The following is a 12921-nucleotide window of genomic DNA, read 5'->3' as shown; positions in this document are numbered from 1 at the left end:
ACCGAATTTTTCTTGTTTCCCCCCTTTACAAGGGGGGATTAAGGGGGGTAACAATTCGATTAAAATCACAACATATCACTTTTCAAACAACCTCTAAAGGCGCTTCAGGACAAATTAGATTAATGTATTTAGTCAATACAACTGATTGTGTAATCAAGCTTGTGTGGATTTATAGCCATGAGCAATTTGCAAAACGCCCTACTGAGGTGGATTTAAAAGAGCGTTTTTAAGGAAATCTTAGATTATTAATATTGTAAGTTTTTAGATTTATCAAAAATATTTAATTATAATATAAAACTAGCATTAAAAATTAATCTGCCTGGGGATAGAATACAGATTTAAATTTATATCTATATAAAGGTAGAAAAACAGAGTTTGTAACGAAAAGTTATGTTTATCTACCCAGAGTTGTGAGAGCGATCGCTCAAAAGAAAGAGGCAATATACCTAACTTCTATGTCAAGGTTATATAAGTTAAGAATTATGAACACTGCCGAGGAGAACACGGATGGTAACTACTTTAGATGATACGAAACGCAATGCTATTGCTGTAAAATTGGCAAGTATCAAAGCACTGCAAAAGTTAGTAATTGAAAATGAGAAATTGCTTTTGAAAGAAGGACTTGATACCGAAATTGCCGATCGCATTCGGAATTTCATCAATGATGATGAAAAAAATCTTGGCGTTCTGGAAACTGTAATTGGTCAGTATGGCATTCAGGCTGAACCCAAAAAAACTGTTACACAATTCATTGAAAAAGCTGGCGAATTGTTTAAAGGTTCTGAGTTGAGCCTGTATGAAAAAGTATCTCAGCATGAATTGCTCAAACATCAACTAGTAATGAGTGGCTTGATAGTTCACAAAGCTGCTCAAAAAGTTGGTGCTGACATTTTGCTAGCGATCGCACCTTTGAATACAATTAACTTTGAAAACCGCGCTCACCAAGAGCAACTCAAAGGTATTCTGGAGGTTCTAGGTGTCCGCGAACTCACTGGACAAGATGCAGATCAAGGAATTTGGGCACGAGTCCAGGATGCTATGGCGGCAGTCAGTGGTGTGGTAGGTAGTGCTGTTACCCAAACCAGCGACAAAAAGGATCTAAATATCCAAGATGTCATCCGCCTCGATCACGGCAAGGTAAATACCCTGTTCACCGAACTGCTGCAAAGCAATGATCCACAAAAGATCCAAGAATACTTTGGTCAAATTTACAAAGATTTAACTGCCCATTCGGAAGCTGAAGAGGAAGTAGTCTATCCAAGAGTACGTCCTTTCTACGGTCAAGAAAACACCCAAGAACTGTTTGATGAACAAGCTCATGCGAAACTGGCGTTAGAGGAAATTAAGGCTCTTAGCCCATCTTCACCCCAATTCAAAGATAAAGCCAAAGAGCTATTGGCTAAACTTGGGGATCATATTCGTCAAGAAGAAACCACAATGTTTGCTGCCATTCGTAACAACTTGACCACTGAGCAAAGTGAACAACTTGCTACTGAATTCAAAGCTGCTAAGACTCGAATTCAACAAAAACTCGGTGTTGTTACTGAATAAAATGTATCGTGGGCTTTCGGGCTTTCGATATCCGCTAAAAAAGGTTAGTTAAACAAAAAGTCCCAGCACTTATCTGCTGGGACTTTTTATTTACAAATTTTGCTGACAGTATTTATAAGCGGTGTATGCCATAGTTACAACCCCGGTAATAATCGCAGATTCATCGACTTCAAATTGGGGATGATGTAATGGGTGGTTAATAATTCTTTCTTTGTAGCCTACACCCAAGCGAAACATGGAACCGGGGACGTGTTCCAAATACATTGAAAAATCTTCAGACCCAAGGGAAGGTTCGGGTAAGACTTGAACGCGATCGCAACTCCAAGCTTCTTCTGCGGCTGATTGCAACAATTGCGTTAGGGCGTAATCATTTTGGACACTGGGTACGCCTTGGCGATAATTGACTTGATACTTTGCCCCGTAGGTATCACAGAGATTAGATACAATATTTTCAATCCAGTTTGGGAGCTGGGCACGGCTTTCGGGATGGAGCGATCGCACGGTTCCCAATAACTGCACTTTATCCGCAATTATATTCGGCGCTCTACCACCGTTAATCTTCCCGATGCTCAATACTACAGGACGCAAGGGATTTTGGGTGCGGCTGATTGCTTGTTGCAGTGCAGTAATAATTTGGCAAGCAATCCAAATTGCATCAATCGCTTCATGGGGACGCGCCCCGTGCCCAGATTCTCCCATAATCAGAATTTCTAAATCATCAGCGGCGGCTGTCAATGCCCCATAACGCACGCCAATAGAACCTGCGGGTATAGAAGGGAAAACATGAACCCCTAATAAAGCCGAGACATTTTCCATCGCCCCATCTTTCACCATCCAGCTTGCGCCTTGGGCAATTTCCTCGGCGGGCTGAAATAAAAACCGCACTTTCCCACCCAAATCCTCTGTAACTTGGGACAGCACCATTGCCGTTCCTAACCCCACTGTAGTGTGGACATCATGACCGCAAGCGTGCATAATACCATCTGCGCGAGAGGCATATTCCAAATTGGTGCCCTCTTGAATTGGTAAGGCATCCATATCGGTGCGAATTGCCAATAAACGGTCATTTTGGCTAGTGCCTTGCAGTTCTCCAATCACGCCGGTTTTGCCGACTCCCTCTTGGACGTGTAGCCCACTGGAAGACAGAACACCAGCTACGAAGGCTGCTGTTTGGTACTCCTGACCGCTAAGTTCTGGGTGAGAGTGGATGTGGCGGCGAATTTCAATTAAGCGGGGTGCTAGTTTTGCTGCTAAGTCTTTAATACGGGTAAGCATTGATTAAATTAATCTCCAGCCTTTTTTCCCATGATAAAGAACTGTTAACAAACAAAATGCTTTTGGCATACTACAACGAGAGTTGAGAACAAGCAAAGGTGGACGGGAAGATAAGGGAGATGTAGCTTTAGCTTTCCTACGGAACGCTACGCGAACCCGCAGCGTGGGAGATGAATTAATAATCAATGCCCAATACTCAATGCCCAGTTTATTTGGAATAACAGGTTGTGCCTCGGGTATTTTCGGGTTTGAACTCATTACATTCTCTGAGATTTTGACGCTCTAACGACCAGCCATAGGGTTTGTCGGAGGTGACGACACCATTAGCCAGAGTTGTTAGTCGGAAGTTAGCCCCCCGAAAATTGGTAAACTGCAAATTAGCATTTTTTAAGTTTGCTGCTTCTAAATTGGCGCTGATGAAACCGGCATAAGATAGATCGGCATTTTCCAGGGATGCTGATTTCAAATTGGCACCTGTTAAGGAAGCACCACTGAGATTCGCCGAATTCAAAATAGCACTTTCTAAATTTGCACCGGTGAGATCGGCATTGGTGAGATTAGCTTGAGATAATGTAGCGCTGCTCAAGTCAGCCCCTCGCAAATTTGCTCCACTTAGATTCAGTTTAGTTAGGTCAGCACCACTCAAATTACACCGGGGACAGGTACTTGTTGCCTTCAACTGATCCAAGTCTAGCTGATTTAATGCAAGGCTCGGCTCTGCAAACCCGAAACAAGCTAACAGGGCGACGGTAGCGACAATCTTGAGTTTCATATTTTTTACAGATATTCACAATTTGACAAATTACGCACATTGCGTACTGTCATACTTACATATACCACTTCTCTAAGGAAGAACAGGGATGAAGCATTGATTAAGAATGTGTAAAAGTAGTATGAATTCTAATGGTAAAACTACTCAAACCGAAATCTAGGCTATAGAATCGATTTGTAGGCAAGTATACCGAACCAATTATAGACTACCAAATATGTGATCCCCCTAGTCGATTTTTTATCGAGCTAGGGGGATCTTGTTTTTGGGCACTTGATTAATTACGAATTACGAATTACGAATAGGACTTACCCAAAACTACACGCAGTAGAGGCAATTCATGTAGCTTTAGCTTTCCTACGGAACGCTACGCGAACCCGCAGGGTATTGCCTCTACCTAAAAATCAGGATTTCAGCTATTGTTTGCGTAAGTCCTGACGAATTACGAATTATTTTAACGCCATCCCAAAAGGCGCAATCCAGGCACAATTAGGTAGTAACTCACTCCTAACCAGAAGCTGACAAAGAAGCCCACAGAACCAAAAAAAATCAGAGGCTGGTATAACTCCGACCAGCCTGGTTGACTAGATAATTGCAAGATAGCAGGTGCTAACTTCAAAAGAATCAAAAGTGCATAGCCGATCGCACTACCAAAGGCAGCGAACACAGCGTACACTATATGATGGCTGCGAAGACCTAAACTCAAGGTGAGTAGGGAAACTGCCACTAAAATCACTGCCACTAAGCCCTCACCGCTATCTTTTGGGGTGATTAATTGCAAAATCAACCAGCCGAAGCCATAGCTAACTATACCCATCAGCGACGCCACTAAAAAGCGCCGCCGTTGACCAAAACACCCGGATACTGTCAGCCCCCAAGCGGTTCCCCAGCCTGCGGCGACAAACACCAAAATATCTGCCCCGAAGTGGGGTTGAGTATTTGGCACTAATTGGTTTAGCTGACTCCCAAGAAATTCCACAACCCGATGCCCCAAGCTGGTGCGATAGGCCAAAATAAAACCAGCAATCGCACCAAAACAAGCGCCGATACTACTCAGGATTATCGCCCAAATCGTCGCCAAACAAGCTTGGAAAATTTTGATGATTGTCTGAGCGATGAAAACAACGGTTTTAGTTACAGCTTGGCTAAAATTAGCTAAAACTTGTTCAATAGCTAACTTTAGCACTGTAAATTTCTGGTAAGCTTGCGTTGAGGCTTGCTTAAGGTTGTCTCGCAGGTGGGAAAACAACCCTGGCGGCGGTAATGATTGAGAAATCTTCGCCAATCGTTTTTGAATTATCGCTGCATTTGCCGGACGCGATCGCACATCCGCCTCCACCATCTCATCTAGCAAATCTGCTAATTGCGGGTTGACATTCACCGCAGTTCGCCAGTGCAATTTACCCGTTTGCTGATCTTCCAACTCTAGCGGGTATTTGCCTGTTAGTAGTTCAATTATCGTTCGACCAAGGGCATAAAAATCAGCACTCGGTCTAACAATCCCTCCAGTCACTTGTTCTGGTGGACTGTAGCCAGAAGAAAATAATCGCGTGGAACTAGACTGAGAACGCAGCTTAGAGGGGCTAAATTGTTTTGCCCCACCAAAATCAATTAGTACCACGCGATCGCCCTCTATTTGCCCTTGGGATCGGGTTACAGTTGACGAAGAGGTGCCTAGCATTAAATTAGAGGGTTTGATATCCCGGTGAATAATCTGACGTTTGTGTAATTCCTGTAAAATTTGTACAGCTTGGGCAAACCAGTTTAAAACCAAATCCTCTGGACACCCTTGGGGAAACTTTTTTAATATCTCCTCTAAAGTCCGCCCATTAATTTTTTCCATTACCAGGCAAGGCAGTTGGTGCGGTTTGGGATTAAACAAGTTTACGTGAAAATATCCATCAGCATCGACTCTAGGGACACCCGGATGCTGCAAGTTAGATAAAACCGCCGCCTCTTGGGTAAATAATTCCAGTGCCTTTGGTGAATCTTCTACCAACACTTTCAGTACTTTCTCGGTTTGAGTTTTTTCATCCCAAACCGTGTAGATTTGAGCAAATCCTCCCGACCCCAACGGCTGAAGTGGAACATAGCGGTCTAACAGCTCTAGCGGTGCGCCACAGCTGTTGCAAAATTTGTTTCCCCAAGGCTGAGGATAAGGACGTTGACAATCAGGATTTATGCAGTGAACCGCCCTCTGAGTGATGTGGGACACAACCGCTACAATACAAAGGCTGACTTGATTTTAGCGTTTCTTTAGGTTTCCTGATTTTAAAATAGGCAAAACGAATGCTCTCATAAAAGCTATGAGGGCATTCGTTTATATTTATGTCAGCCCTTAATTACGAAAACTTCTCTTACTCTGTCTGTGCTTGGCAACTTCTTTGCGCTTGCGTTTTTCTAGGGGCGTTTCAAAATGACGATGCTTTCTCATGTCTGGAAAAATTCCAGCCTTGGAAACTTCTCGCTTAAATCGTCGTAAGGCTGACTCAATGTGTTCATTGTCACCTACAATTACTTGGGTCATTATCTCTCCTACTAAGTTGACTTAATCAATGGGTATGCAGGTAGTAACAGTGCCAGGACTTCCGCAAACAATAGCCGAAACCCTGATTTTGAGGTAGGGGCAATACCCTGCGGTAAGCTAAAGCTACATGAATTGCCCCTACCTCATGTAGTTTTGCGTAAGTCCTAAGTGCAAAAAAAAGACAGACTCCTTGTCTGACTTAAGACTCTAGGTAAATTTTTTTGTTTCCAAAGTTAGTAGCGCGAGCGTCCACCGCCGCCACCACCATATCCGCCTCGATTACCACCAAAGGAACCTCTATCACCTCTGTCTTCCTTGGGTTTAGCCTTATTTACTTTCAGGTCACGACCCATCCACTCAGCACCGTCTAGAGCTTCAATAGCAGCTGTTTCTTCAGCATCAGTTCCCATTTCCACAAAAGCAAAGCCTCGCGGACGACCTGTTTCACGGTCAGTAGGTACTTGAACCCGCTTGACAGCACCATATTCTGCAAAAATACCAGTTAAATCCTCTTGTGTAACGTCATAAGAGAGGTTACCTACATAAATTGACATCGATTATCTCCAAAATCATCACTGTGTAGAGATTTTAATTTCTCTGAGAAGTCTGTAAATACTAAAAGGAAAAAGCCCTTCAATACTAAAATCAAAGACATCACGGAACTAACTCTCCTAATCTAGGATGACATAGGAGCTAACTCTCTGCATCCAGTGGTTAGTTAATCAGTGATGCGATCGCATCTAGGCGATCGCCCGCCCCCACTTACCCTAAGTACAGCCCACCGCAAAAAAGGGTTGGAAATGGAAAAAGATAAATTCTGTAGGGTGATAAAGGAAATCAGACATACAGGAGCGCATCTTTAATATCCGAATTGAAGTTTAACTGCATTAACCATGAAGTATTACTTCCAAATTTTAATATGAAAGGCAAAGTCAGGCAACATATAAAAGCTATGCCGACTTGTATTCCTTTGGAGAACCCGCCATGAAAGCAACTGCGATCGCGTACCTGCCGTAGGCAATCACGCAGCGATCGCACGAGGAGCAAGCGAATTTAAACTTGTACTGAGCGCAGCCTCTCGTACAGAAGTACGCGAGAACAATTCGATTGGACTTTGGACAAATAAAAAATCTTAGCGTCAAATCCAAATGATAAATCGCCTCAGTTCGTTTTTGAACTGAAGAAAATTTCATCTACTTACATAAATTTACGCAGCAGTCGATGTTTAGAGTATCTATTTTTACTATGGGATACTTTCTTTAATCGCTACCCGTTGTTTCATCCCACCAGAAAGTTCCTGTGGTAGCGCTTTGGCAAATTCCGTGATTAACCTTGATAAAATCTAATAAATAATTAGGTCAGAATGGAATCGTCAAATTCCTAAACCACAGAATAAAATTCTTTAGCTTTAGATTAACTATAATTATGAGTTATATTTTCGATATATCTCTTTTTCAAGTTCCAGCTTTTCTTGATCTATTCGTATTATCATGTCATCTTCTTCTCCATTTTCATCTGGTATAAGTTTATATAAACCCAACTCACAACACTCTGCAATTACAGATATCATGCTGGTGAGATTGTTATATACTCTTAATGGATTATCAATAAAAATATAATCGACAACATAAATTGGAGATGGATTGAGATCGCCAACTATATATAGAATTGTTTTGTTCTCAAATGAGGCAATAGGAAAGCATTTTTGATCCCATCCTTTATGATTATTATATGGCTTATTCATCATAATTGATTGTGCAAGTTGCCATAAATCATGATAATTTGAAACTGATTCTTGTAAAGTATAGAATGGAATAGGTGAATGATTCATAAATTGGTCAGGAAACAAAAAATAGAGTGGTAGATAGCCATTGTTATAACCAAGATCGGCGGTTCCATTACGCCATTGATAAAGCTCGTATACTTCCTCGGATAACCTGAATGGTAAATCCTTAGTAATTTCATCAATTTGCTGGCGAGTTAAACCTGGATTGTAACAATCGAAGAATTCAACATTAGTGGATTTTAACCAATTCAAAATATATTGAAGTTCATCCATAAGTTCAGACATTTGACTAACCTCATTTAGTGATTAAAGACGAAACTATTTTCAACGATCTCGTCTAATATTCTCCCTTTCTTAAATCTGTGTTTTACCTGAGATTTTTTGCCTATCGCTACTTTTAGTTTTCGCCAGCTACAGGTAAACGTATAGTGAATGTACTACCCTGCCCTGGTTCAGATGTCACATTGATTGTGCCTTGATGTGCTTCGATAATGCAGCGAGATAGATAGAGTCCCAAACCACTACCAGAACGCTGGTGTTTACCTTGGCGAAATCGCTCGAATAATATTGCCTGATCTTGTTTAGAAATTCCCGACCCTGTATCTTGGATATCAATAGTCACAGCTACCGGAGTGAGATAGCAGTGAATATCTACAGAACCTTTGTCTGTAAATTTGATCGCATTACCGATAATATTTGTCAAAACTCGCCGCAGTTCTACGCGATCGCCCATGATGGTGCTTGCAGTTTCACCTATATCAATGTTTACAACTAATCTTTTTTCTTCAGCTAAGGGAGTTAATTCTTGGGAAACTTCGCTAACTAATTCTTGAATATTGCAGGGAGAAATTTTTAAGGTTTTACAGCCGGCTTCATGACGATAAACTTCTAACAAGGTATTTACCATTTCCAGCAGGTCTTGATTACTGCCAATCATGGTATCAATTATTTCTTGCAATTGTGGCGAAACTTCACAAAACCTGCCTGACAGCAATAATTTTAATACGCGGTTGGAGGCTACTAGAGGTATGCGTAAATCGTGAGTAAAACGCGAGACAAAATCTGCACGGAGGTTAGCCATCTGATCGCGTTCGTCGATACTATGCTTGAGGCGCAGGAGCGATCGCACTCGTGCATGTAGTTCATCAGGATCGAATGGTTTACGAATAAAGTCATCTGCACCCGCATCAAGTCCTTCAACAACGCTAGACTCATAGTGAGCCGTGAGCAGCAAAATGGGGATAAATGGCAACGCCTGATTCTGGCGGATGCGTCGAGTAAATTCATAGCCATCTATCTCCGGCATCATCACATCTAAGAGAATTAAGTCTGGCGGCGACTGCTCAACCATACTCAGAGCAATTTTGCTATCTTCCACCAAGTTAATCTCATAGTCCTCATCTTCTAGAACTGCTTCTAAGACCAGTAAATTGTCAAAAACATCATCGACAACGAGAATTTTATCTTTTTTGACACTTTTGGTTAAAGACATGGCTAAATAAAAAAAGAAGTGCTTGGCTATCCCTAGCAAATCTAGTAATAGCTTACTTCACTAGCGCTGAGATTATTAAGGATTCGTATTTTCCTTTAAAGTTTCCTGAATTATTTTATTCTTGTACGTAATTACACTATTTGTGTTATTAATTAATGTATCAATTAAAACTATTTCATAGGTATCTTAGCCGTCTGATTATCCAAGCAATATTTGTGTCGGCGTCTTAAGGTGAGGTAGTTTACGTCCCTTCTATGTGGATCATTCTAGCTATTGGAAGGGCAACTATTAAATAGTCACCCACTCTTGCTTGCTACAGGATTTTCAGAGAGGAGTTGTTTGCCATCAAACATCTATCATCAAGTAAATGTATAAAAATATTTTTTGATTGAGTTATATTGTTATATCGCAACTCTTGCTTGAGAAAAACTTCCGAGATTAGGTTATTTATGTGCAATGGTAGATGAACTTAAGGAAATAATCCCAAACGCATTGCTTTTTGGATAAAATCCCGAATAGAAGAACGAGATTATTTTAATCTGTATTTTAGATAGATCACAGTAAAGTTAAGCAACTATGAGTGAAATCAACATCCTCGTGATTGAAGATCACAACCTGACAAGAATCGGCTTACGGGCTGCCTTACAAACGCAGCCAGAGTTAAACATTGTTGGTGAAGCCGCGAATGCTGCCGACGGCATCAAGCTTCTAAAAACTCTCAAGCCTGATGTTGCTACTATTGACATTGGTTTGCCTGACATGGATGGGATTGAGCTAACACGCACATTTAGGCAATATCAAGCAGAACATGAAGATTATACAACAAAGCTGCTAATTTTAACGATGCAGAATAGCGAACAGGCAGTTTTAGCAGCATTTGCGGCGGGTGCAGATTCTTATTGCATGAAGGATATCGAAACTGAGAAACTAGTTGAGGCTGTGAAAACGACTTATGCAGGTGCATCATGGATCGATCCAGCGATCGCAGATATTGTACTACAACAAATACGTCAAGATTTCCCCGATGCTAGCAGAGGCACATCTGGAAAAAGAGTCTTAATTGAAGGTATTGACCCAGATATTGAGAAAAGTATAGTCGGCTATCCTTTAACTAATAGAGAGATGGATGTTTTAGAGTTGATTGTCGCTGGGTGTGACAATGCAGAAATTGCTAAAAGGCTGTATCTAACAGTCGGTACTGTAAAAACTCATGTTCGAGGTATTCTCAATAAACTCTGTGTTGCTGACCGTACACAGGCTGCTGTCCGGGCTTTGCGTGCTGGATTAGTACCGTGAGTAGTTCACCTACTCACATTGCAATTTCCACAGTAATTTTTAATTCCTTAAAAACGGGTACTGAACTATCCACCTCAAAACTGTAACTTTTTCCGAGATGCTGCGCTAACGAAATGCTTGGTCATAATTCTTTTTCGGTCAAAGCGGTTAAGTGGAACAAAGATTTATGAACAAATTGTTACAAAGTTTAGTAGAATAACAGCATTCACAAATAAGTATTTTTTTTCATATACATCATGATAGCGGATCAATTTCCCTGGCTTACCGCGATCGTCTTACTGCCACTCGTTGCTGCCTTGCTCATCCCTGTGCTGCCTGATAAAGATGGCAAGCGCGTGCGGTGGTATGCACTGGGTGTAGGTATGGCAGACTTTGCTTTGATGTGCTACGCCTTTTGGAAACATTACGATGCCAGCAGTGCTAGTTTTCAACTTGTGGAAAATTATGCCTGGGTGCCTCAGTTAGGTTTGAACTGGGCGGTATCAGTTGATGGACTTTCAGTGCCACTTGTGCTTCTAGCAGGATTTGTCACCACACTCTCGATATTTTCGGCTTGGCAAGTTGATCACCGCCCCCGCCTCTTCTATTTCTTGATGCTGGTGCTGTATTCCGCACAGGTAGGGGTGTTCGTTGCCAAAGACTTGCTGCTATTTTTCATTATGTGGGAAGTAGAGCTGATTCCCGTCTACCTACTAGTCTGCATTTGGGGTGGGCAAAGGCGTCGTTATGCGGCTACGAAATTTTTGTTGTATACCGCAGCGGCTTCTATATTTATTTTGGTGGCGGCCCTGGCAATGGGGTTATACGGTGGCGGTGATATGACATTTGATATCACCGCCCTCGCCAGAAAGGAATATCCCCTTGGTCTACAACTGCTACTTTATGCAGGGTTGTTGATTGCATTTGGTGTCAAACTCGCTGTTTTCCCGATGCATACCTGGCTACCTGATGCCCACGGCGAAGCATCCTCGCCTGTGTCGATGATTTTGGCTGGTGTGTTGCTGAAGATGGGCGGATACGGGCTGATTCGCCTGAATCTTGAACTACTCCCCGATGCACACATTTACTTTGCGCCAGTTCTAGCGATTCTGGGTGTTGTCAATATTATTTATGGTGCATTGAACTCCTTTGCTCAGACGAATATGAAGCGGCGTTTGGCTTATTCGTCGATTTCTCACATGGGGTTTGTACTGCTTGGGATTGCGTCTTTCACTGATTTGGGAATCAACGGTGCAATGTTGCAAATGATCTCGCATGGTTTAATTGCATCGGTGCTGTTCTTCTTAGCAGGCGTTACTTACGATCGCACCCACACAATGATAATGAAAGATATGGGCGGTATTGGTCAAGCCATGCCCAAAGTCTTTGCCCTGTTTACAATCGCAGCAATGGCATCCCTCGCACTTCCCGGTATGAGCGGCTTTGCTGGCGAACTATCAGTATTCGTTGGTCTGACAAGCAGTGACGTTTACAGTTCAACTTTCTGCACTGTCACCGTTTTTCTCGCCGCAGTAGGAGTCATCCTCACACCTATCTATCTACTTTCCATGCTACGAGAGGTATTTTATGGTGACGGTGCAGCACTCATCTGCGACATCAATAATGCAGGCTTAGAAAATCAAGAAGATGACGGAACAGTTTGTTTTGGTACAGACTGCTTCGTGCCAGAAGATGCAGTTTACGACGATGCTAGACCGCGTGAGGTGTTTATCGCTGCCTGTTTTCTGGTGCTGATTATTGGTATTGGTTTCTATCCCAAAATGGCGATGCAGATGTACGACGTGAAGACTGTCGCAGTGAATGCTAATCTTCGCCAGTCTTATGCCATAGTCTCGCAAACAAATCCCCAGATTTATGCTAAGGCATTATTGGTTCCGCAAATTTCAGAGGTTGAAGTAGCGCCCATCTTGGGAACTTTGAAGTAAGCTTTTTGACCAATAGACTTGTCGAAAAGAGCGTTGTCTACGACTAACTACTACTCGTCTATGCGTTTTTATTAGGTTATTACTTTGACCAAAGGCTCTACGCAACCTACAATTATTACATTAGAGTAATACATAAGTGGGTTGCGTATGAGTAATACTTCTTTCTTTGATGAACAGAAAGAACAATCTTTAATAAAAGCTAGAATTGTTGAGAAATATTTTTGGGCTTGGGCAAAGGTGATTATACCAACTGCTAAAAAATTTGACCCAAGAATTTCCTATATAGACCTTTACAGATGA

11 protein-coding genes and 1 pseudogene are annotated in these 12921 nt (G+C 42.0%); 5 read left to right on the top strand and 7 right to left on the bottom strand.

Going from position 1 to position 12921, the window contains the following annotated elements; genetic code table 11:
- Together V7K15_RS04040 and V7K15_RS04035 are read left to right on the top strand one after the other, a co-directional pair.
- Positions 1 to 230: pseudogene (locus tag V7K15_RS04040) on the top strand (hypothetical protein); the annotation flags it as partial.
- A 277-nt stretch (positions 231 to 507) separates the two neighbouring features.
- Positions 508 to 1551: a hemerythrin domain-containing protein gene (locus V7K15_RS04035; protein WP_334903208.1), complete on the top strand. Its 1044-nt coding sequence runs from the start codon at positions 508 to 510 to the stop codon at positions 1549 to 1551.
- 90 nt (positions 1552 to 1641) lie between these two features.
- Here the strand turns inward: V7K15_RS04035 and V7K15_RS04030 are convergent, their stop codons facing one another.
- The 7 genes from V7K15_RS04030 to V7K15_RS04000 form a co-directional block, all read right to left on the bottom strand.
- Complete coding sequence (locus V7K15_RS04030; protein ID WP_334903206.1) at positions 1642 to 2826, bottom strand: M20 family metallopeptidase; 1185 nt, start codon at positions 2824 to 2826, stop codon at positions 1642 to 1644.
- A 208-nt stretch (positions 2827 to 3034) separates the two neighbouring features.
- Complete coding sequence (locus V7K15_RS04025; protein ID WP_334903204.1) at positions 3035 to 3598, bottom strand: pentapeptide repeat-containing protein; 564 nt, start codon at positions 3596 to 3598, stop codon at positions 3035 to 3037.
- 451 nt (positions 3599 to 4049) lie between these two features.
- Positions 4050 to 5810, bottom strand: coding sequence for a serine/threonine protein kinase (locus V7K15_RS04020; protein ID WP_334903202.1), 1761 nt, complete (start codon positions 5808 to 5810; stop codon positions 4050 to 4052).
- A 123-nt stretch (positions 5811 to 5933) separates the two neighbouring features.
- A complete protein-coding gene (gene rpsU / locus V7K15_RS04015; RefSeq protein ID WP_012407716.1) occupies positions 5934 to 6122 on the bottom strand; it encodes a 30S ribosomal protein S21 in 189 nt (62 codons plus the stop codon).
- A 233-nt stretch (positions 6123 to 6355) separates the two neighbouring features.
- Positions 6356 to 6676 (bottom strand): RNA recognition motif domain-containing protein, encoded by a 321-nt coding sequence (locus V7K15_RS04010; RefSeq protein WP_334903201.1) that lies wholly within the window; start codon positions 6674 to 6676, stop codon positions 6356 to 6358.
- Between the two features lie 869 nt (positions 6677 to 7545).
- Positions 7546 to 8193, bottom strand: a complete 648-nt coding sequence (locus V7K15_RS04005) for an SMI1/KNR4 family protein (protein WP_334903199.1) — start codon at positions 8191 to 8193, stop codon at positions 7546 to 7548.
- Positions 8194 to 8305: 112 nt separating this feature from the next.
- Positions 8306 to 9400: a hybrid sensor histidine kinase/response regulator gene (locus tag V7K15_RS04000; RefSeq protein ID WP_334903197.1), complete on the bottom strand. Its 1095-nt coding sequence runs from the start codon at positions 9398 to 9400 to the stop codon at positions 8306 to 8308.
- Positions 9401 to 9976: 576 nt separating this feature from the next.
- Between V7K15_RS04000 and V7K15_RS03995 the strand changes: the two genes are divergently transcribed.
- From V7K15_RS03995 to V7K15_RS03985, 3 genes are all read left to right on the top strand, one after another.
- Positions 9977 to 10696: a response regulator transcription factor gene (locus tag V7K15_RS03995; protein ID WP_334903195.1), complete on the top strand. Its 720-nt coding sequence runs from the start codon at positions 9977 to 9979 to the stop codon at positions 10694 to 10696.
- Positions 10697 to 10932: 236 nt separating this feature from the next.
- Positions 10933 to 12621, top strand: coding sequence for an NAD(P)H-quinone oxidoreductase subunit 4 (locus tag V7K15_RS03990; protein WP_334903193.1), 1689 nt, complete (start codon positions 10933 to 10935; stop codon positions 12619 to 12621).
- Between the two features lie 147 nt (positions 12622 to 12768).
- The gene (locus V7K15_RS03985; protein WP_334903191.1) at positions 12769 to 12921 is read left to right on the top strand and encodes a hypothetical protein; all 153 of its coding nucleotides are present in this window, start codon (positions 12769 to 12771) and stop codon (positions 12919 to 12921) included.

The organism is Nostoc sp. (assembly GCF_036919815.1).
Taxonomy (GTDB): Bacteria; Cyanobacteriota; Cyanobacteriia; order Cyanobacteriales; family Nostocaceae; genus Nostoc.
Note: the sequence above shows the minus strand (reverse complement) of the source record. Positions and strands in the feature narration are given on the sequence as shown.